The 19,386-nt window shown below is 62.2% G+C and carries 22 protein-coding genes; 5 read left to right on the top strand and 17 right to left on the bottom strand.

Annotated elements, in window-relative coordinates:
* Nucleotides 1-9: 9 nt before the first annotated feature.
* The 4 genes from ACP7AL_RS04340 to ACP7AL_RS04355 all read right to left on the bottom strand — a co-directional run bounded on the left by ACP7AL_RS04340 (nt 10) and on the right by ACP7AL_RS04355 (nt 4,673).
* A complete protein-coding gene (locus ACP7AL_RS04340; RefSeq protein ID WP_425989228.1) occupies nt 10-612 on the bottom strand; it encodes a K(+)-transporting ATPase subunit C in 603 nt (200 codons plus the stop codon).
* A gap of 71 nt (nt 613-683) precedes the next feature.
* A complete protein-coding gene (kdpB, locus tag ACP7AL_RS04345; RefSeq protein ID WP_425989230.1) occupies nt 684-2,804 on the bottom strand; it encodes a potassium-transporting ATPase subunit KdpB in 2,121 nt (706 codons plus the stop codon).
* Between the two features lie 24 nt (nt 2,805-2,828).
* The gene (kdpA, locus tag ACP7AL_RS04350) at nt 2,829-4,532 is read right to left on the bottom strand and encodes a potassium-transporting ATPase subunit KdpA (RefSeq protein WP_425989232.1); all 1,704 of its coding nucleotides are present in this window, start codon (nt 4,530-4,532) and stop codon (nt 2,829-2,831) included.
* 51 nt (nt 4,533-4,583) lie between these two features.
* Nucleotides 4,584-4,673 (bottom strand): K(+)-transporting ATPase subunit F, encoded by a 90-nt coding sequence (locus tag ACP7AL_RS04355; protein WP_006023596.1) that lies wholly within the window; start codon nt 4,671-4,673, stop codon nt 4,584-4,586.
* Nucleotides 4,674-5,055: 382 nt separating this feature from the next.
* Here ACP7AL_RS04355 and ACP7AL_RS04360 point away from each other — a divergent pair, with 382 nt between their 5' ends.
* Nucleotides 5,056-5,190: a hypothetical protein gene (locus ACP7AL_RS04360; protein WP_425989234.1), complete on the top strand. Its 135-nt coding sequence runs from the start codon at nt 5,056-5,058 to the stop codon at nt 5,188-5,190.
* Between the two features lie 288 nt (nt 5,191-5,478).
* Here ACP7AL_RS04360 and dapA read toward each other — a convergent pair whose 3' ends face one another.
* A complete protein-coding gene (dapA, locus tag ACP7AL_RS04365; protein ID WP_425989236.1) occupies nt 5,479-6,411 on the bottom strand; it encodes a 4-hydroxy-tetrahydrodipicolinate synthase in 933 nt (310 codons plus the stop codon).
* Here dapA and ACP7AL_RS04370 point away from each other — a divergent pair.
* Nucleotides 6,391-6,840 (top strand): hypothetical protein, encoded by a 450-nt coding sequence (locus ACP7AL_RS04370; RefSeq protein ID WP_425989238.1) that lies wholly within the window; start codon nt 6,391-6,393, stop codon nt 6,838-6,840. The two genes, dapA and ACP7AL_RS04370, sit on opposite strands and share 21 nt — an antisense overlap.
* Nucleotides 6,841-6,892: 52 nt before the next feature.
* Here the strand turns inward: ACP7AL_RS04370 and ACP7AL_RS04375 are convergent, their stop codons facing one another.
* From ACP7AL_RS04375 to ACP7AL_RS04415, 9 genes are all read right to left on the bottom strand, one after another.
* Nucleotides 6,893-7,177, bottom strand: coding sequence for a hypothetical protein (locus ACP7AL_RS04375; RefSeq protein WP_006023593.1), 285 nt, complete (start codon nt 7,175-7,177; stop codon nt 6,893-6,895).
* Between the two features lie 172 nt (nt 7,178-7,349).
* Nucleotides 7,350-7,634 carry a hypothetical protein gene (locus ACP7AL_RS04380; protein ID WP_425989241.1) on the bottom strand — a complete coding sequence of 95 codons (285 nt, stop codon included), beginning with the start codon at nt 7,632-7,634 and terminating at the stop codon, nt 7,350-7,352.
* 54 nt (nt 7,635-7,688) lie between these two features.
* Nucleotides 7,689-8,189, bottom strand: coding sequence for a hypothetical protein (locus tag ACP7AL_RS04385; RefSeq protein ID WP_425989243.1), 501 nt, complete (start codon nt 8,187-8,189; stop codon nt 7,689-7,691).
* A gap of 125 nt (nt 8,190-8,314) precedes the next feature.
* The gene (locus tag ACP7AL_RS04390) at nt 8,315-8,902 is read right to left on the bottom strand and encodes a flavin reductase family protein (protein WP_425989246.1); all 588 of its coding nucleotides are present in this window, start codon (nt 8,900-8,902) and stop codon (nt 8,315-8,317) included.
* 7 nt (nt 8,903-8,909) lie between these two features.
* Nucleotides 8,910-9,767: an ATP-binding cassette domain-containing protein gene (locus tag ACP7AL_RS04395; protein WP_425989249.1), complete on the bottom strand. Its 858-nt coding sequence runs from the start codon at nt 9,765-9,767 to the stop codon at nt 8,910-8,912.
* Between the two features lie 7 nt (nt 9,768-9,774).
* Nucleotides 9,775-10,587 carry an ABC transporter permease subunit gene (locus tag ACP7AL_RS04400; protein WP_425989252.1) on the bottom strand — a complete coding sequence of 271 codons (813 nt, stop codon included), beginning with the start codon at nt 10,585-10,587 and terminating at the stop codon, nt 9,775-9,777.
* Nucleotides 10,584-11,750: an FMNH2-dependent alkanesulfonate monooxygenase gene (gene ssuD / locus ACP7AL_RS04405; protein WP_425989255.1), complete on the bottom strand. Its 1,167-nt coding sequence runs from the start codon at nt 11,748-11,750 to the stop codon at nt 10,584-10,586. The genes ACP7AL_RS04400 and ssuD overlap by 4 nt, the downstream gene beginning before the upstream one ends.
* Nucleotides 11,747-12,715: a sulfonate ABC transporter substrate-binding protein gene (locus ACP7AL_RS04410; protein ID WP_425989258.1), complete on the bottom strand. Its 969-nt coding sequence runs from the start codon at nt 12,713-12,715 to the stop codon at nt 11,747-11,749. The genes ssuD and ACP7AL_RS04410 overlap by 4 nt, the downstream gene beginning before the upstream one ends.
* A gap of 43 nt (nt 12,716-12,758) precedes the next feature.
* Complete coding sequence (locus tag ACP7AL_RS04415) at nt 12,759-13,709, bottom strand: sulfonate ABC transporter substrate-binding protein (protein ID WP_425989261.1); 951 nt, start codon at nt 13,707-13,709, stop codon at nt 12,759-12,761.
* Nucleotides 13,710-14,147: 438 nt separating this feature from the next.
* Here ACP7AL_RS04415 and ACP7AL_RS04420 point away from each other — a divergent pair, with 438 nt between their 5' ends.
* Nucleotides 14,148-15,134, top strand: a complete 987-nt coding sequence (locus tag ACP7AL_RS04420) for an aliphatic sulfonate ABC transporter substrate-binding protein (RefSeq protein WP_425989264.1) — start codon at nt 14,148-14,150, stop codon at nt 15,132-15,134.
* A 12-nt stretch (nt 15,135-15,146) separates the two neighbouring features.
* Here ACP7AL_RS04420 and ACP7AL_RS04425 read toward each other — a convergent pair whose 3' ends face one another.
* A complete protein-coding gene (locus tag ACP7AL_RS04425; RefSeq protein ID WP_425989267.1) occupies nt 15,147-17,039 on the bottom strand; it encodes a GGDEF domain-containing protein in 1,893 nt (630 codons plus the stop codon).
* A gap of 319 nt (nt 17,040-17,358) precedes the next feature.
* A complete protein-coding gene (locus tag ACP7AL_RS04430; protein WP_425989270.1) occupies nt 17,359-17,616 on the bottom strand; it encodes a DUF3551 domain-containing protein in 258 nt (85 codons plus the stop codon).
* Nucleotides 17,617-18,065: 449 nt separating this feature from the next.
* On the opposite strand from ACP7AL_RS04430, the gene ACP7AL_RS04435 reads away from it, so the two are divergent.
* Nucleotides 18,066-18,284, top strand: coding sequence for a hypothetical protein (locus tag ACP7AL_RS04435; RefSeq protein ID WP_006023581.1), 219 nt, complete (start codon nt 18,066-18,068; stop codon nt 18,282-18,284).
* Nucleotides 18,281-19,141: an SDR family NAD(P)-dependent oxidoreductase gene (locus ACP7AL_RS04440; RefSeq protein WP_425989274.1), complete on the top strand. Its 861-nt coding sequence runs from the start codon at nt 18,281-18,283 to the stop codon at nt 19,139-19,141. The genes ACP7AL_RS04435 and ACP7AL_RS04440 overlap by 4 nt, the downstream gene beginning before the upstream one ends.
* Nucleotides 19,142-19,146: 5 nt before the next feature.
* Here ACP7AL_RS04440 and ACP7AL_RS04445 read toward each other — a convergent pair whose 3' ends face one another.
* Complete coding sequence (locus ACP7AL_RS04445) at nt 19,147-19,383, bottom strand: hypothetical protein (RefSeq protein ID WP_425989277.1); 237 nt, start codon at nt 19,381-19,383, stop codon at nt 19,147-19,149.
* Between the last annotated feature and the right edge of the window lie 3 nt (nt 19,384-19,386).

Consider the following 19,386-nt stretch of genomic DNA (forward strand, 5'->3'; position numbering starts at 1 on the left):
ACATGCAGGTTACTTCGCCGCGCGATCAAGCGCCAGATTGAGCGCAAGCACATTCACGCGCGGCTCGCCGAGCAGCCCTGCAAAACGGCCTTCCACGTTATCGTTAACCAGTTTGCGCACTGCATCCTCCGGCATCTTGCGTGCGGTCGCGACCCGAGGGACCTGAAACAGCGCGGCTTCCGGCGAGATGTGGGGATCGAGGCCGCTGCCCGTGGTCATGACAAGATCCGCCGGGACCGGCATTGAGGGATTCTCCGCTTTCAGCTTGGCGACGTCCTCGGTCATGCGGTCGCTGAGCGCCTTGCTGGTCGGGCCGAGATTCGAACCCGATGAATTCGCGGCGTTATAGGGCGCCGGAACGGTCTTGGTCGAATCCGCAGGGTCCGCCGCCGTCGTCACGGACGGACGGCCATGGAAATACTTGTCTTCCTTGAACTCCTGCCCGATCAGAGCCGAGCCGATCGTCTTGCCGTCCTTCTCGATCAGGCTGCCCTGCGCCTGATACGGAAAGATCGTGCCGGCAATACCGGTGATGGCGAGCGGATAGGCCAGGCCGGTGATGAGCGTGAGGCCGACGAGAATAAAGAATGCGGGCCGGATTTCTTTCAACATGGTGTCTCTCCTTCGAGCTTCTTGCGCACGATGCTCCCGAAAGCCGGTGGTCCGGCTTTCGGGATCATGCGCTAGGCGAGATGCAGGGCGGTCACGATCAGATCGATCGCCTTGATGCCGATGAACGGAATGATGATGCCGCCGACGCCATAGATCAGCAGGTTGCGGCTCAGCAGCGCGCCCGCTCCGATCGGCTTGTAGGCGACGCCTTTCAGCGCGAGCGGAATCAGCGCGATGATGATGATCGCGTTGAAGATGATCGCCGACAGGATCGCGCTTTGCGGGCTCGACAGGTTCATGATGTTGAGCGCCTGCAACTGCGGATAGAACGCGAGGAAAATCGCCGGGATGATGGCGAAATACTTCGCCACGTCGTTGGCAATCGAGAACGTGGTCAGCGCGCCGCGCGTCATCAGCAACTGCTTGCCGATTTCCACGACCTCGATCAGCTTGGTCGGGTTCGAATCGAGATCGACCATGTTGCCGGCCTCGCGGGCGGCCTGCGTTCCGGTGTTCATCGCAACGCCGACATCGGCCTGCGCCAGAGCTGGCGCGTCATTGGTGCCGTCACCGCACATCGCCACCAGCTTGCCCTTGGCCTGCTCGTCGCGAATGAGCTTCAGCTTGTCCTCGGGTGTCGCCTGGGCGAGGAAATCATCCACGCCCGCTTCGGCGGCGATGGCCGCGGCGGTCATCGGGTTGTCGCCGGTGATCATCACGGTGCGGATGCCCATGCGGCGCAATTCGGCAAACCGCTCACGAATGCCGCCCTTGACGATATCCTTGAGGTGAATGACGCCGAGTAGCCTGCCGTCACGCGCGACCGCCAGCGGTGTGCCGCCCGATTTCGCGATCTCATCGGCAATCGTCTGGATTTCCCGGACGGTGTCGGCGACGATCGCCGGAGCAATCGCACGAACCGCGCCGCCCGAGGCAACTGCCGCGCGCGGGCCGCCGTTGACATAGTTCAGGATCGCATCGACCGCGCCCTTGCGCACGGCTGAGCCGCCGGCATCGACGCCGCTCATGCGGGTCTGTGCCGTGAACGGAACGAAGGTGGCGCCAAGCTCGCCCATGTCGCGGCCACGGATGCCATACTTCTCCTTGGCCAGAACAACGATAGAGCGGCCTTCAGGCGTCTCGTCGGCGAGCGACGCAAGCTGCGCAGCATCCGCAAGCTCCTGCTCGGTCACGCCGTGCACGGGACGGAACGCCGTCGCCTGGCGATTGCCGAGGGTGATGGTGCCGGTCTTGTCGAGCAGCAGCGTGTCGACGTCGCCCGCGGCCTCGACCGCGCGGCCGGACATGGCGAGCACGTTGAAGCGCACCAGCCGATCCATGCCGGCAATGCCGATGGCGGACAGAAGCGCACCGATGGTGGTCGGAATCAGCGTAACGAACAATGCCACCAGCACGACGACCGACACCGATCCGCCGGCATAGGCGGCATAGCTTGGGATCGTGACCGTCGCGAACACGAAGATGATGGTCAGACCCGCAAGCAGGATGTTGAGCGCGATTTCATTGGGCGTCTTCTGCCGCTCGGCGCCTTCGACCAGCTTGATCATGCGGTCGATAAAGGTCGAACCCTGCGCCGCGGTGATGCGGACGCGAATCCAGTCGGACAGAACCTGCGTGCCGCCGGTCACCGCTGAACGATCGCCGCCCGACTCGCGGATCACCGGAGCCGATTCGCCGGTGATCGCCGCCTCATTGACGGAGGCAACGCCTTCGATGACTTCGCCGTCGGACGGGATGTTGTCACCCGCCTCCACCAGCACGATGTCGCCGACCTTCAGGCTGGTGCCCGGCACCAGGCGATAGGTCCGGTCCGATCCCGAGCCGGTCAGCAGCTTGGCCTGGCTTTCGGTACGGGTCTTCTTGAGCGACTCGGCCTGGGCCTTGCCGCGGCCCTCGGCGACGGCTTCCGCGAAGTTGGCGAACAGCACCGTGAACCAGAGCCACAGAATGATCTGGAAGGTGAAGCCGAGGTCGTCGCCGCCGGTCAGCAGCGCGCGCAGAAAGATAACCGTCGTCAGCGCGGCGACGACTTCCACCACGAACATCACCGGATTTCTGACCATCGCCCTCGGATCGAGCTTGGCGAAAGCCGACCAGATCGCGGGCAGGACGATCTTCGGATCGAGCATTGCCGATCCCGTCGTCCGCTTTTGCAGTTTCAAGGTTTCCATGAGTGTCACTCCAAAAGGGATCGATCAGAACAGGGTGTTCGCGGTCATCGCCAGATGCTCGACGATCGGCCCGAGCGCGAGCGCCGGGAAGAACGTGAGGCCTCCAACGATGAGGATCACGCCGACAACCAGCCCGACGAACAGACCGCCTGTTGTGGGAAGCGTGCCGGCGGATGGCGGGATCGACTTCTTCTGTGCAAGCGATCCGGCCAGCGCCATGGCCGGCACGATCATGAAGAAGCGGCCGACCAGCATCGAGCACGCCAGCGTCAGATTGTAGAACAGCGTGTTGCCGGTGAGGCCGCCGAACGCCGAGCCGTTGTTGCCGGTCGCGGATGTGAAGGCATAGAGCACCTCGCTGAAGCCGTGCGGCCCCGCATTGGCCATCGAGGCGACAGCCGACGGCAGAACGACGGCGACCGCGGTCCAGCCGAGATACATCAGCGGCAGGATCAGAATGGCGAGCATGGCCATCTTGACCTCACGCGCCTCGATCTTCTTGCCGACATATTCCGGCGTGCGGCCGACCATCAGACCGGCTACGAAGATCGCCAGCACGACGAACAGCAGCATGCCATAGAGACCGGCGCCGACGCCGCCGATGATCAGCTCGCCGAGCTGCATGTTGATCAGCGGGATCATGCCGCCGAGCGCGGTGAACGAATCGTGCATGGCGTTGACCGCGCCGCAGGAGGCTGCAGTGGTGACGACGGCGAACAGCGCCGATGCCACGATGCCGAAGCGGACTTCCTTGCCTTCCATGTTGCCGCCGGAGAGGCCGAGCGCATGCATGATCGACGTGCCCGAGGCTTCCGCCCAGTAAGTCACGGCGACGCCGGCGATAAAGAGCACGCCCATCGCGGCCAGAATCGCCCAGCCCTGGCGCTGGTTGCCGACCATGCGGCCGAACACGTTGGTGAGCGCCGCGCCGATCGCGAAGATCGAAAGCATCTGCACGAAGTTCGAGAAGGCCGTCGGATTCTCGAACGGATGCGCGGCATTGACGTTGAAGAAGCCGCCGCCGTTGGTGCCCAGCATCTTGATCGCAATTTGCGATGCGACCGGACCCACCGCGATGGTCTGTTTAGCGCCCTCGAGCGTGGTCGCATCGACATAGGCGCCGAGCGTTTGCGGAATGCCCTGCCAGACGAGAAACAGCGCATACACAACGCAGATCGGCAGCAGCACGTACAGCGTGGTGCGGGTGACATCGACCCAGAAATTGCCGACGGTGCGTACGGACGAGCGGGCGAAGCCGCGGATCAGCGCCACGGCGATCGCGATGCCCGTCGCGGCCGACAGGAAATTCTGGTGGGTCAGGCCGACCATCTGGGTCAGGTAAGATAGCGTGCTTTCGCCGCCGTAGTTCTGCCAGTTGGTGTTGGTGATGAAGCTGACCGCGGTGTTGAACGACAGGTCCGGCGCGACGGCGGACTGCTCCATCGGATTGAAGGGCAGCACGGCCTGGAAGCGCATCAGCGCGTAGAGAATCACGAAGCCGCCGACGTGAAAGAACAGCATCGCGACCGTGTAGGTCAGCCAATGCTGTTCGCGCTTTTCATCGACGCCGCCGATCCAGTAGAGCCCGGCTTCGACCGGGCGCAGGATCGGCGAGAGAAACGTGCGCTCGCCATTGAAGACGCGCGTCATATAGCCGCCGAGCGGCTTCACCAGCGCGACGATAATCGCGCAGAACAACAGAATTTGAATCCAGCCAATGACAGTCATGGTCGTGTGCTTTCGTGAAATTGCGCGCCTGTTCGCTCGAGGAAGCGGCGCTTAGAACCGTTCAGGCCGCAGCAGCGCGTAGGTCAGGTAAACCAGCAGTCCGGCGGAAACGACGCCAGCGAGTGCGTAATCGAAGATCATGATCGTTCTCCCTCAGAGTCTGTCGCAGGCGTAGGCGTAGCCCACCGACAACACAAAGAAGCCCACTCCGAGGGCCAGCATGATAATGTCCAACATTGAATGCTCCTTGTGGTGCGACGGCACCATCGATGCGGGCGCTGTCTCATGTGTCTCAACCGAAACACGAGGACATCCCGCAGCTTCTGCACCGAATGGAATGGCATCTGCGCCATAGGGTTTCGAGATGGGCGGGACCGCGACGTTATAGGAATCTTATAAAGGCTCCGTGGGTTCCGTTGCGCCGCTGCAGCAGCGGCCGGCCGGCGCCGCAAAGGCCCTATATGATCCGAACAAGCAATAAGGGGAGCGTCACGATTGCTCTGGATTGGGCCGGGATTGCTCTATGACTTTGCCGGGACCGTTGCTTGTCGTGGTGACCGGGATCGCGCCGGAAGCCCTTTCCACAAATCATGCCGCCCGTCCGATCCAGCCGGATTCAGCTTCGATCCTGGCTGTGGACGACGAGGCCCAACGGTAGCGGCGAAAGCCTGTTTCAGGCGGCCGCTGCCCATCCGGTCGAGATGACGCTGCAGAATGGCAGGGCTGGCGGCGCGCTGCGGATTGGCGATTGCGTTACAGAGCTCAACGCTGGTCTTGCGAAAGAAACTGAAGCCGGCTGATCGCGTGTCCCGCCGGTCGATCTCGGTCGCGGTTGCATGGACTGCCAGTCTGTCGTTGTTGTCCAATGTGACTGCAAATCGCAGCAACGCCAACAGCCAGGACTGAACCAGCTTCTCACTGCGCTCGCCGGTGTCTGTCATGCGCTTCAGCCGTAATTCAACGACACAGGCCCCGCGCCGTTGCAGGCAAGCGCGACAGCCCGCGCAACCTCCGCTTTTGCCGGCTCTGTCAATTCAACAAGCGGCAGACGGAGACGGGGCGACATCAGGCCAAACAGGCTGAGCGCATACTTCAGCGGAGCGGGAGTAGCCTCCCGCAGCAATGCATCCGTCAGTTGCCCGATCCGGAATGCGGAATGCCGCGCAAACCGCAATTCACCCTGCCTGCAATTGAGATACAGTTGCCGGCAGAGTTCCGGCACGACGTTCGATGTCACCGACATGCATCCGTCGCCGCCGTGAACCAGGAAGGCCGGCGCGGTCCTGTCGTCTCCCGACAGCAGCCGGAAATCCGGCCGAACCAGCGGCCGCAAACGCAACGGGCGCGCAACATCGCCGGTCGAATCTCTCACGCCGATGAACTGATCCGATTCCGCAAGCCGCACGAGAGTGTCATCCGCCAACTCGCGGACCGTTCGGGATGGAACATCGTGCAGAATGATCGGCAGCCGCGTCGAATCCGCGATGGTCCGGAAGTGGGCATAGATGCCCGCCTGCGTCGGCTTGTTATAGTAAGGCACCACGGACAGCACCGCATCGGCGCCGTCCGCCTCGGCTCGCCTTGATAACTCAATGGCCTGGCTCGTTGAGTTGGAGCCCGCGCCGGCAATAACCGCCGCACGGCCGCGTGAAGCCCGGACTGCGATACGAACAAGGGCCGAATGCTCCGGCAGCGACAGCGTCGAATCTTCGCCAGTCGTTTCTCCGACCACAAGCGCTTTCGCGCCGGCCGCGATCTGACGCTCGCACAATTGCCTGAACGCGGCCGCGTCGATTTCGTCGTTGTCGCCGAAAGGCGTCGGCAGATCGCAGATGTAGCCAGCTAACCAGGGAGCCGGATGGTTCATCATCGAAGGCATTTTTTACGCCGCTTTGACCATGTGGCTAAAACCGTGCCGGTGCGCCGCGAGCACGAACTGCCGATGGCATTTCACACCGGCCTGGATTCGAAAGCTGAGCTGCTCCAGCCTGTCCCGAACCTTCAGGCCAAGGCCTTTCTCACAGGAATCGATCACGACGGCGATCGTCGCGTTCGCACTCAGAAAATGAGAAATCTGGGTCAACGCGGTTTCAAGGGCGTGAAGCGAATGCTGACCTACGACGAGGCCAATCGAATACTGCGCCCGTGGCACGCAGGTGAGCGTCGTCGCGACCCGGAAATAACCCCGGCGCCGCAGTTCAAGATCGATTTCCGCACTCTCGCTGCCGGCGACGGCAATCCGGTGAAGGCTGGACGGGCGTGTGAGTTCGATCATGGTTCGGATGATCTGCTCGCGCGCGGGATCTGATACTGGCTTAAGCATTGTCATGTCCGGACTGGCAGGGGGTTGAAAAGATGCCTCACGCGGCCCGCCGCTGAGCGGCGCTTTCGTCGTTGGCGCGTGCCGGCGCGAGATCGGAGGAGTGTGGCGTCCGGCCCATGTCGATCTCGAGTCCATTTGGTGCCGTCACCACGGCCTCGGGCCGGTGGCCATTCTCGAACAGTGCATATCGGATCGCCTCGGCGCGGTTAATGAAAAGGCCGCCGAAAAGACCGTGCTCTTCCTGGGCAACCCAGTTGCCGCGACTGTTTTTACCGACAAATACAAGTCCGGAGCGACACGACGGAGGTTCAGTCTGCTTCACGATTCGTCTCCTGATGAGAGCTTTGTTGGAGAGATGGGGAACTGCCTGAGGGCAATCCTGTGGAGTTGCACTCCGCCAATATCCGATCACCGGCATATGAATTCGAGAACAGAGCCATGGCTGTGTCATAGGGAAAGTAAAGTGATGGAGGCTGGGGATTGCGAGTTGCGGGTCAGGAGCCGCTCGCCTGATTGATGGTCAGCGTCAGGCAGTAAAGGGCGCCATAAGCGGCGCCCTCATCCCAATGAGTCAGCGTCGAACCCAGCGGCAATTCTCTGCGCAGTATCGCAGCGAGGGTGCAGAGGATCGTCGAGGACCACAACAGCGCCGCAAGGCTCCTGCCGAAACCGACACTTCCCAGCGTCGCGAAGACGCAGAGGACGACGATCCGCAAGCAGAACCGGACAAACACTTGCGCGGATATCGCGCCGTTCGGCGTGTTGGGTGACTGCGCCATGTTGGAAGCGTTTCGTTGGATCCAGCCCGAACACCTTCACGCAGCGACCGCGATTCAGGTGAAGTTCTCGCAGGACACCGAAGGCTGCGGCGGCGAGACACCGAGACCGGTGGGACGGCACGTGTCTTCGACAATTTCGCCATCGCGCCTCTTCGCTTCGACGAATGCCTTGAGCAAAGCCAGCGGCAGCTCGGAATGGCTGGTCTCGACTGCCTGATCCAGCCAATCAGGAAGATCACGCTGGAGGGAGAGCGCGCAGTGCCACTCCCCCTCGTCATACACCAGGCGCCGCAGCCTCCATCGCGGCAGTTCCGTCTCCATGAGCATCACGACCGCGTCAGTCCAGGCGCCGGCCTCTATCAGCTCGCGCAGATGCGCAGCGGCGCGGCCCTGACCCGAAACAGGAAGGCGATCGCAGCATTCCGCGATGATCTCCGACACGAGACCGGCCGTCACCACATCGGTGGACTGCAAGCGATCCGCGGCTTTGCCCAGCCGTTCTGCGGGCGTGAGATGGAATAACATGGCGGTCTCCTCTCGATAGCGACCACGCATGGTCACGCTATCCAGATGAGCGAAACGTCATTGGAATTCGAGAGGGAAGCGCCGCCGCGAATATAGCCATCCCATAGGATTTGCAGGCGCTCGATATAGGCGGCTCATCGACAGGCGCGCGGCCGTCAAATCTGCCAGAGTGCCCGCGATGTCGGGAAACTCACCTCCGCAAGCCGCACCGCGTCCTCGTTCTGGTCGAGGGCGACATACTGGCCCTGCCAGTAGGTCAGCGCCGGCTTGCCCGGCGAGAGCCGCAAATCGAGCACGCGCCCGATCACGATGGCATGCGAATGGCGCTCCACGACATGCTCGACCTCGCAGTCGAACACGGCCAGCGCGCCGGCCAGCAACGGCACGCCGGAAACGAGGCTGATCCACTCCGCGCCGGCAAAGCGCTCGGCGCCCTTCAGCCCGCCGATCCCGGAAAACCGCTCCGCAATATCGATGTGATCGGAGCTGAGAATGTTGACGCCGAACACACCATGCCGCTGCAGCAGCGGCCACGACGATGCCTTGCGGTTGATGCTGACGATCAGCGTTGCCGGATCGACCGACAGCGACGACACCGATGTCACGGTCATGCCGGACAGATCGTTGCCCCGTCCCGCCGTAATGACACTGACACCACCAGCGAGCGAGCGCATCGCGTTCCGAAAATTGTCGGCCGACGCCTCGAGCCTGCTTTCACGAATATTGCGGACAACCGAATTCATGACGGCCTCATGCGCCGGCCAGTTCGCCGGTCTCCTTGAGCAGTTCGCGAAGAATGCTGCCTTCCAGCGCCGCGAGCTCCGCCGAGCCGCGCTGGCGCGGGCGCGCCTGATCGACATCGATATCCTGCGCAATCCGGCCGTCATCGATCACCAGGACACGATCCGCCAGGGCAACGGCTTCCGACACGTCGTGCGTCACAAGGATCGCGGTGAACCCCTGATCGTGCCAGACACGCTCAAGCAGCCGCTGCATCGAAATCCGCGTCAGCGCATCGAGCGCGCCGAGCGGCTCATCGAAGGCAAGAACCCGCGGATGGCTGACCAGCGCACGCGCCAGCGCTACGCGTTGCTTCTGTCCGCCGGAGAGAACCGCCGGCCACTGGTCCCGCTTGTCATCGAGACCGACCTCGACAAGTGCCTCGTCAGCACGCGTCTTCGCGTCCGTTGTGTCGCGATGGCGGCCGAGCCCGACTTCGACGTTCGATAATACCCGCGCCCATGGCAGCAGCCGCGGCTCCTGAAACATCACACGGACATGATCGCCGGGGCTGCCTTCATGATTGCCGAATTCGATCGTGCCCCCTGTGGGCTTATCGAGGCCCGCGATCAGGCGCAGCAGCGTGCTCTTGCCGCACCCTGACTTGCCCACGATGGCAACGAACTGCCCCGCCGGGATGTGCAGATCGATCCCGCGCAGCACCTCGTTACTGCCGAAGGACTTGCGAAGGCCCCGGATCGTCAGCGACAGCGCCCGGGACGCAACCGGCTCGCGTTTGTCATCACGAACGAAGGCCGCGCGGCGGATCAGTTCCGCGGCCTGCAAACTTTCGGCACTCGATGGCACAAGTCGAACCAGTTGCTGCATGAGGGCCTCAATGTTTCTGGAATGCCGGGTGCCAGGACAGCGTGAACCGCTCCAGCACGCGTGCGGTTGAATCCGCCACCTTGCCAAGCAAGGCGTAGATCAGAATGCTAAGGACGACGACGTCGATCAGCATGAACTCGCGCGCCTGCATCGCCATGTAACCGAGCCCGGACGACGCCGCGATGGTTTCCGCCACGATCAGCGTCAGCCACATGATGCCGAGAGCGAAGCGCAGGCCCACGAAAATCGACGGCAGTGCGCCGGGGAAGATCACGCGGCGGAACAGTTCGCCGTTGCCCATGCCGTAGATCCGGCCCATTTCGATGAGTTGTGGATCGACGGTGCGGATGCCGTGCAGCGTGTTAAGATAGATCGGGAAGAACACGCCGAGCGCGACCAGAAACAGTTTCGCCGACTCGTCGATGCCAAACCACAGGATCACCAGCGGAATCAGTGCGAGATGCGGCACGTTGCGCACCATCTGCAAGGTGGTGTCGGTGAGCTTGTTGCTGAGCTGCGACAGGCCATTGGCCAGCCCGAAAATGAACCCGATGCCGCCGCCGATCAGAAGGCCGACGCTGGCGCGCCAGAAGCTGACCCAGATATTGCGGACCAGCTCACCCGACAGCAGCAGCTTCCACCCCGCCACCGCCACATCGGACGGCGCAGGCAACACCCGTGCCGACACAAATCCGGTGACGCAGGCCACCTGCCAGACCAGCAGAATGACGAGCGGCACGATCCACTGCGTCAGCCCGTCGGCGCGGGGAATGCGAAAGCTGCGCGAACGCGCTTGTGACAGGGTTTCTGCGAGACTCATGACGACGAGGCCTGCTTCTGGGGACGGAAGTCGTTGCCGATGGTCTCGCCGAACGGCCCGGTGTTGACGCGCAGATGTGGAACATTGGACTGGTTCAGGTTGAGCAGCGGGAACACCAGTTCGGCGAAGCGATAGGCCTCTTCGAGATGCGGATAGCCGGACATGATGAAGGTATCGACACCGGCGTCCTGATACTCCTTGATGCGCGCCGCCACCGTCTGTGGGTCCCCGACCAGCGCTGTCCCGGCGCCGCCGCGCACGAGACCGACACCGGCCCACAGGTTCGGGCTGATCTCGAGCTTGTCGCGGCGCCCACCGTGAAGCTGCGCCATCCGCTGCTGGCCGACAGAATCCATCCGCGAGAAGATTTTCTGCGCCGCGGCAATGGTGTCATCGGTGACGTACTGAATGAGTTCGTCCGCCGCCCGCCACGCTGCTTCATTGGTCTCGCGCACAATCACATGCAGGCGAATACCGAAGGTCAGCTTGCGGCCTTTCTTGGCTGCCGCGGCCTTCACTTTCGCAATCTTCTCGGCCACCTGCGCCGGGGGCTCGCCCCAGGTGAGATACTTGTCGACGGTATCGACTGCGACATCGATACCGGCGTCCGACGAGCCGCCGAAATACAGCGGCGGGCGCGGCGACTGCACCGGCTCGAACAGCAGCCGGCCATCCTCGATCGAAATATGCTTGCCCTTCACGTTGACGGTCTTGCCGGCGAGCAGATCGCTGTAGACGTTCAGGAACTCGCGCGTCACGGCGTAGCGCTCGTCGTGATCGAGGAAGATGCCGTCGCCCCTGTTCTCGACCGGATCGCCGCCGGTCACGACATTGATCAGCAGCCGCCCGTTCGACACCCGGTCCAGTGTCGCGGTCATGCGCGCCGCGACGCTCGGCGACTGCAGACCGGGACGCACGGCGACGAGATAACGCAGCCGCTCGGTCCAGGGCGCGACCGCGGACGCGACCACCCACGAGTCTTCGCAGCTTCGCCCGGTCGGCAGCAGGACGCCGAAATAACCGAGTTGATCGGCAGCCTGCGCGATCTGGCGCAGATAGTTGAAGTTCACTTCGCGTCCGCCGGTGGTGGTGCCGAGATAGCGGCTGTCGCCGTGGGTCGGCAGAAACCAGAGAACGTTGGCGGGAGTCGTATTCGCACTCATGATCCGGACTTTCTTGCAACGTCGGAAATCTTGATGGCTTTCGGGATCAGGCCGAGGGACAGGAACGTGTCTGCAACCTGCTGCTGCTCGGCAATCACGGCGTCGTTGATCGGCTTGATGCCATAGGACTGACGCTTCAGCGCCAGTTCGAGCACCGGCACCGGTAAGCCCACCGACGGACTGAGCTGCTCGGCAACCGCCTTGATGTCCCCCTTCGCCCAGTCGTCGACTTCGCTCAGTTGTGCCAGCACGAGATCAACGACCTTCGGATCGGCGCTCAGGAATTTCTGCGAGGAGAAATAGAACTGGTAGTTCGAGACAATGCCGGTGCCGTCCGCAAGCGTGCGCGCCTGCGTCGCCACTTCCGCCGCTGCCTGGAACGGGTCCCAGATCACCCAGGCATCGACCGCGCCCTTCTCGAAGGCTGCGCGGGCGTCAGCCGGCGCAAGGAACACCGGCGTGATCTCGCTGTATTTGACGTCGGCTTTCTCCAGCGCCTTCACCAGCAGATAGTGAACGTTCGAACCCTTGTTCAGCGCGACCTTCTTGCCCTTCAGATCGGCGACCGTTTTCAGCGGGCTGTCTTTTGGAACAAGGATGGCCTCGCCCTGCGGCGCGGGCGGCTCATAGGCGACGTACTGGATCGGCGCACCGGCGGCCTGCGCGAAAATCGGCGGGGCTTCGCCGGTATTGCCGAAGTCGATCGCACCGACGTTGAGCGCTTCGAGCAGCGGAGGGCCCGACGGGAATTCGGTCCAGACAACATTATAGCCCAGCGCCTTCAGCGCGGGCTCGAGCGAGCCCTTGCTCTTCAGCAGCACCAGCTTGCCGTACTTCTGGAAGCCGATGCGGACGACCTTGTCCTGGGCCTGTGCAGACGTGACCGGCAGGAGCGCTGCAAGAGACAGCGCGACTGCGGCGGAGGCCGCCAGAGTGAGATTCGTAAACGCGCGGCGTGTGTGCATGAAAATATCCTTGTGAAGGAGAGCGGCTAGAGATGATGACGCGTCAGGTCTGCGGTGACTTCCAGACAATGTCCCGGACAGCGATCCGCTTCGGGATCAGTCCGAGTTTGTGGAAACGATCAGCGACACCTTGCTGGGTCTCGATGATACCGTCGGTCACCGGACCGATGGCGAACGAGGCGCGGCTCGCGGCCAGCGTTTGAATCTCGAGCGGCACGCCGGTGATTTCGTGCAGGGATTTCGCCACCGCATCGCGATTGTTCTCCGCCCAGTGCGCCGCCACCGCCAGACCCGCGATCACCTCGCGCAGCGGCCCCGGCTGCCTGTTGGCAAAGTCGCGATTGGCGATGAAGAAGGCGTTGGTCTTCGCCACTTCATACGCATTGATGAGAATGCGGGCGTTCTGCTTCTTCTCACCGATAGCAAAGTACGGATCCCACACCGCCCATGCATCGATGCTGCCGTTGGCGAAGGCCGGACCGGCATCCGGCGGCGTCAGATAGACCGGTGTGATGTCTTCATAGGTGAACCCGACCTTTTCGAGGGTCTGCACGACAATGTTGTGGGCGCTTGAGCCTTTGGTGAAGCCGACCCGTTTTCCCTTGAGGTCCGCAACCGTACGGATCGCTGATCCGGAAGGAACCAGTATGCCTTGACCGTTGCTGATCGGCGATGCCGCGGCATAAACGATGTTGGCGTTCGCAGCCTGCGCGAAGATCGGCGGCGAATCTCCAACCGCACCGAAATCCGCGGCGCCGTTGCTGATCGCCTCCAGCAGCGGCGGCCCCGATGTGAATTCGATCCATTTGACCGACACGCCGCCGGCAGCAAACCGCTTCTCAAGAGTTCCCTGCTGACGCGCAATCACAAGAACGCCGGTTTTCTGATAACCGATGCGAACTTCCTTCACCGCCGTCTGCGCGCGCGACACACCCTGCGATGCTGCAACGGCAACGGCCGCCGTAGACAGTTTCAGAAATTCCCGTCGCTTCATTCCAGATCTCCAGCACAGGAACGCGCATATCGCCGCGTCCTTGGTCTGGAATGATGATCACGCGAATTGGGAGTGTCGAGTGCTCTGGGAAAATAGCGATGCCCGCGCTGTCGTCATGCGCGCGCTCAATACGAATGTTTCAGGAAGCGCACTGAACGCAGATTGATTTTCTGCATCGATTTTCATCACGCCGGTGTGAGCCGAACAAACCACCGCATTGAAGTCCCCGACCCCTCATGCGCGCACAACAAGCAACAATTTGCCGTCGCGCGTTCATTTCACGCCGCCGTCGAAATTGAGAATGAAACGCGCGGCGGGTATCGGAACTTTGGCAACTCATTGTCCGGCTTGTTTCCTACAGTCTCTCGCCAGAGGCCGTCATGATTGCGCTTCCCAAGCAAGGTCAGCGGATCACCCCATGCCAAGGATCAAGAAACGATGACGCAACGCTTCAGATTATCCGGTTCCAGATTGCTTTCCGGTGCGCTCACCGCCGCATCGATCATGCTCGCAGCGACGGCATCGACCGCGCAGGACAAGCCCGCCGGTCAAATCCGTATCGGCTTGCAGAAGTCATCGACATTGATCGCGGTGCTCCGCGCCAACGGCGAACTGGAAAAGGCGCTCGCGCCACTCGGCGTGAAGGTCTCCTGGCATGAATTCTCCAGCGGCCTTCCACTGCTGGAGTCGCTGGGCGTCGGCAATCTCGATTTCGGCGCGGATGTCGCCGACACTGTTCCGATCTTCGCGCAGGCAGCCGGATCGAGGCTCGCTTATGTCGCAGAAGAGAGCGCATCGCCCGCCGCACAGGCGATTCTCGTAGCCAAGGATTCGCCGATCAAGACGCTGGCGGACGTGAAGGGCAAGAAAGTCGCGGTGACCAAGGGCGCCGGCAGCCACTATCTGCTGCTCGCGGCGCTTGGAAAGGCCGGATTGAACTTCAAGGACATCTCACCAGCCTATCTCGCCCCGGCCGACGGACGGGCGGCATTCGTCAGCAGCAACGTCGATGCGTGGGTGGCGTGGGACCCGTTCCTGACCAGCGCGCAGCGGCAGTCCGGCGCACGGGTTCTCAGCGACGGCAGCGGCGGCCTTGCAAGTTACAAGCGTTACTATCTAGCCTCGGAAGCCTTCGCAGATCGCCGGAGCGACGTGCTGAACATCGTGTTCGCCAAGCTGCGCGAGACAGGCAAGTGGGTGAAAGCCAATCCGAAGGACGCCGCCACGCTGCTGGCCGGGCTTTGGAGCATCGACGCTGCGACCGTTGAAGAAGCCAACAGCCACCGCAGCTACGGCGTCGGCGCTGTCACGCCTGCGGGCCTCACCGAGCAGCAGAAAATCGCCGATGCTTTCCTGGGCGAAGGTTTGATCCCGAAGAAGCTGGATACCGCCGCGGTCAGGATCTGGACGCCACAAGCGCCATGATGTCCTGACGACTCACGACGAACGCTTCGCCGCCGATGCTGCTCCGACAATCGTCAGCACCTGCGGCGGAATTTCACGCGGAGCGTTCAGATCACCGTCGTCCGGCAGGTCCGGCACCAGCGTCGGCTGCGGCATCAACGAATGACGAACGCAATTGCGGCCGTCGGACTTTGCGCGGTAAAGCGCGGCGTCGGCGGCTTCGACCAGCCGCCGCCACGCAAACTGTCCGAGATTGCCCCTGGCGACACCGAAGCTCGCCGTCACGGTCAGCACGGCGCCGCTGGACAGAACGATCTCGTTGGTTTCCAGCGCGGCGCGAATTCTCTTTGCCAGTGCGTTCGCTTCGCTGAGATCGTGCCCCGGAATCAGGATGACGAACTCCTCGCCGCCAAAGCGGGCGAAGATATCGTTCTGGCCCAGCATCGGGCGCACCCGCCGCACGGTCTCTTTAAGGACATGATCGCCTTCGAGATGGCCGTAGCGGTCGTTGATCGATTTGAAATGATCGATGTCCATCAGAATCAGGCAGGCGCCGTCCGCCATCACCTGACTGCTGGTGTGACTTTCGCCGATCATGTCGAGCGCGCGGCGGTTCATCAGCCCGGTCAGCCCGTCGGTCTCCGCCTGATGCTTGAGCTTCTTTGTCAGCGAGGCGCGCTCGGCCAGACTGTCGCGCAGAATCGCGATGGCATCGAACAGCCGCCGCATCTCGGTGGCGTCATGATGCGGCTCCGGATAAGGCACCGTGGGACGATCTTCCGCCAGCACGATCACGGCTTCCCGCGCCCGCATCAGCGGACCGAACACAAAGCGCTGGGCTGCAATCAACAGGCCGACCATAATGGCAAGAATGACTGTCGTGATGGCGATCGTCACCACAAGGGTCGCAAGGGCGCCGTTGCGCAGGGCGGTCAGTCGTTCAATGGTGACGTCGAGAAAATCTCCGCGCAGACGCTCGAGCGGCTTCAGGGTGTTGACGAAACGGACGGTGAACTCGTCGGCCGTCATGGAGTAATTGCCGGATTTGCGGCCCTCCGCGACCAGGCCATCAAGAATGCCAAGGCCCTCGCCGAAAAACATCAGTTCAATATCGCCCAGATCAGACGCAAGACGCGGATCGTGGATACCGATCACCTTCTGATTTCCAGCCAACCGCCACAGTTCGAGGATGCGGCCACGCGTCCTGTTGCTGTCGACAAGATGCTTAAGCTGCAACGGCTGACTGACGGCGATCGGCGCCATGATCTGCGACGCGATCCTGCCGCCAAACTCGCGCAGTTCGCCGAATATTCGCCCGATCATCACCGGCGCCGCCAGTTCGGGATTCTGCGCTGTCAGATCGCCGGCTTTCCATACGATGACGGATTGAAAGATATCGACCACGTCGAACATTTTCTCGATGACGGACTGCACGTCTTGCAGACCGCGGCGATCGCGCGGAATGGCCGCGACGCGATCCACCTCCTGCCGGCCTTTCTGAAGCTGCGCCTTCGTCGGAGCGAGCAATTCCGCAGGAACACCGGCGTTCGTGGACAATTGATCGAGAATTGCGTCCGACCGCGCGCGGAATGCCGTGAGACGTTCACGCAGCGCACCGTGCTCCGCGGCGGTCGCACCCAGCACGCTGTTCGACGGCCCGCGTTCGGCCGAAAGAAGATTGGCGGTATCAAGGATCAGCCGGAAACTCTCCAGCCCGCGGAGATTCTGCCGGGCGTGTCGATAGTCGTCGAGCGACTGGCCGATCACACTGATGGCAAGGATCGCTGTGCAGATGAGCGCTAGACCTGTGCCGATCAGCAGCTTGCGGCGCAGGCTGTAATCGCCGCCGCACGGCATGCTGCGCATGAACTGGAGTTTGACCCGCTTCAAAGCTGCTCCGAGGTGGCTGATGGACCGGGGGGTCATCGTTCTGGCTGGTCCTTCACAACGACGCTTCTGCGTTCGCCGCCATAGGCGCATGCGGGAATTTCATTTGAGTAAAATGACACGGTTAAGATTGCATCCAAAATGACCGCGCCGCTGAAAAGCGATTGCTTTCATGAAAAAATGCCGCGCAAACACGGGCAGTGGCATTGCGTCTGCCTGCCTGTTTCGAATGCATTAGGGGAAAATTCAGCTTAACACATCGCGCCGTGTATAACAGGCGACAGCATCGATCATGCGCGTCATCTGCGCACGCGAACGCGTGCCGCCACAATGACGGCGCGCGGTGCAATCTTTCGATTCAGGAACGAGGCGTGCGGCGGGGGCGAGGCTGCTGGCTGCCTTGGCCCGTTTGGGACAGCCAGTAATTCGGCTGGCAATAACTGCCGGTTTCGGACACCGCGGTCTGACATTGCTCCAGCGTATCGTATCGGCAATCGCCGGGCCCGCCTCCGGTATTTCTGCAAAATGGATAGTCTTTCGCCGTGGCCGGAGCCGCGCCAAATGCCGAAAGCGCAGCGAGAGCCACCGCGGCCAAAATGATCTTGTGCCCATTCATTGCTCGTAATCTCCGATCCAGGTCTATTTGCGCGGATCAAGCGATCCTCCAGCGTCGCTGTACGGTCAAGAAACGAATGTGTGAGCATGAACGATAGAGCAACTGAAGAAAATTCAGGCTGGAGCCGCCGGATTATCCGGCAACATGCGCTTGAACAGCGCGATCATTCGTTCGGCTTCTTTCAGCTTGAGGGTGATGGCGTGGCGGACCGCCGCGGCAATCAGTGTCATGGTCAGACGGGCGGTTGCCGCCAGAGTTGCGACATCACGTCGCGGCGCGCGACTTCTCCGACCATGTCCGCATGACCGCGGCAACCGGCCGGACGATTGCCTGGGCCGCAGCCAGCGTATTGTTCGTGGCCGCTCTTGCCGCACGCTGAAAGCGTTGACCGAACCGATGAAACCCCTTGTATGATGACGGCCTGAACGCCCGGTCATACGAGGGTTGGCATGCGCAAGGTTATCGAATTCGACGACGGGACCTACCAGGCTCTCGTGCAACTTGGCCGCGACCGGATGGCGACGCTTCAGGAACTCGCCGATGAATCCTTCGCTGATCTCCTGAAGAAACACGGCGTGCCGAAAGACCTGCGGGAGGCATTGCGCAGAAGCGTCAAGGCTTCCGCGCCCGCCGCGAAGCGCAAGAAGAAAACTGCGCGCCGCAAATGACGCCGGCCCGCGACAAGAATGCAGGCGGCCCGGTGCTCGTCACCGGATGCTCGAGCGGTGTCGGCCATGCCGCAGCGAAAATCTTCCGCAAAGCAGGCCATGAGACTTTCGCCACGGCACGGGATATGTCCGCGCTCGATGACCTCCGCGCGCTCGGCTGCCGCACACTGGCGCTCGATGTCACCGATGAGGTAGCGAGGCGCACCGCGGTGGAAGGCATCGAGCGCGAATTCGGCGCGGTCGGAATTCTGGTCAATAATGCGGGCTACGGCCAGTATGGTCCGCTGGAAGAGATTTCGCTCGACGCGCTGCGGCTGCAATTCGAAACCAACGTCTTCGGCGGCCTCCGACTGTCGCAACTGGCGCTGCCGGCGATGCGCCGCGCCGGGCATGGCCGGATCGTCAATGTCAGCTCGGTCGCAGGACGCGTCTCCTCGATCGGCGGAGGCGCGTATCATGCCACGAAATTCGCCGTCGAAGCGCTGACCGACGCTCTGCGCCCGGAGGTCGAACCGTTCGGCATCGACGTCGTCAATGTGCTGCCGGGTCCCATCGCCACGCGCTTCGCGGCGACGCTGCTGAAAACGATTCCCGATACCGGGCCGGACAGTCCCTATCTCTTTTTCAAGCAGCGGCTCGCGGCCTACATGCGCGATTTCCTCAACCCCGAGAAGCTGGGAGTGATGTCCGCAGAGACTGTCGCGCGCATCGTTTTCAAGGCTGCGACGGCGAAACATCCGCACACGCGCTACAATGTGGGACTCATCGCCCATCTTGGCCCCATTGGCCGCGCTCTGACGCCCGACCGCGTGGTGGATTTCATGACGCGTCGAAAGGTGCCAGTCCAGAAGCCTTAGGACGATCAACCGCCACGGTCGATCCGCTTCAGCAGCACGAGCAGGCACGCCACGACGCCAAGCACAATAGCGAAACCGCCAAGCCCGATCAGCACGGCCTTGAAGACAAATTCGTCTCGAAAGATCCAGGCCGCTATCCAGCACAGCACGGTGACCGACGGCACGAAAATCAGAATCGGCAGCAGCGCCTTTTCCAGATTTTCCCGCGTCCGAACACCCCTGTCCTCTCGTTTACCCGTCATTGC

The organism is Afipia sp. DC4300-2b1 (assembly GCF_049895725.1).
Taxonomy (GTDB): domain Bacteria; phylum Pseudomonadota; class Alphaproteobacteria; order Rhizobiales; family Xanthobacteraceae; genus Afipia; species Afipia broomeae.